Annotated in this window: 1 protein-coding gene; it reads right to left on the minus strand. The window is 50.7% G+C overall.

Going from position 1 to position 412, the window contains the following annotated elements; genetic code table 11:
- Nucleotides 1–412 (minus strand): ABC transporter substrate-binding protein (locus MPL1_RS13005; RefSeq protein WP_009727599.1); only part of this gene is annotated, 412 nt, incomplete at its 5' end.

A 412-nucleotide genomic window follows, 5' to 3' on the forward strand; every position in this document is an offset into this window, starting at 1 on the left:
TCAGTCAAAACTGATAACCGCATCAACTTCAGCCTGACGCATGATGCCAATGTGCTGATCAACCGTGGAGGGAATCAATGTAAGCTGGTCACGTGTCAGATCGGCTGCGTGTAGAACTTCCATCAACATCATTGCGCCAACAGCGCTGATCTCCAGCGCCATTCGCTTGCCTTCCAGTTGCTCCAGCCCGTCAATCGGATACCTGGAGATGACTTTGTCGGCACCGTTAGAGATATTGGTGATTAGGAATATTCGAAGGTCAGCTTCTGTTTGCGCCAGGCGAATGACTTCATCCAGCGTCAGTGCAGCCACATCAAGCTGCCCCTGACGAAAGGCACGCATAACTTCGGTGGCGGATGACAATTGAATAAGACGAACAGTCGAGGAGTCAGTGTAGTTTTCGTGTTTGGCA

Origin of the sequence: Methylophaga lonarensis MPL, assembly GCF_000349205.1 — a bacterium.
GTDB lineage: Bacteria > Pseudomonadota > Gammaproteobacteria > Nitrosococcales > Methylophagaceae > Methylophaga > Methylophaga lonarensis.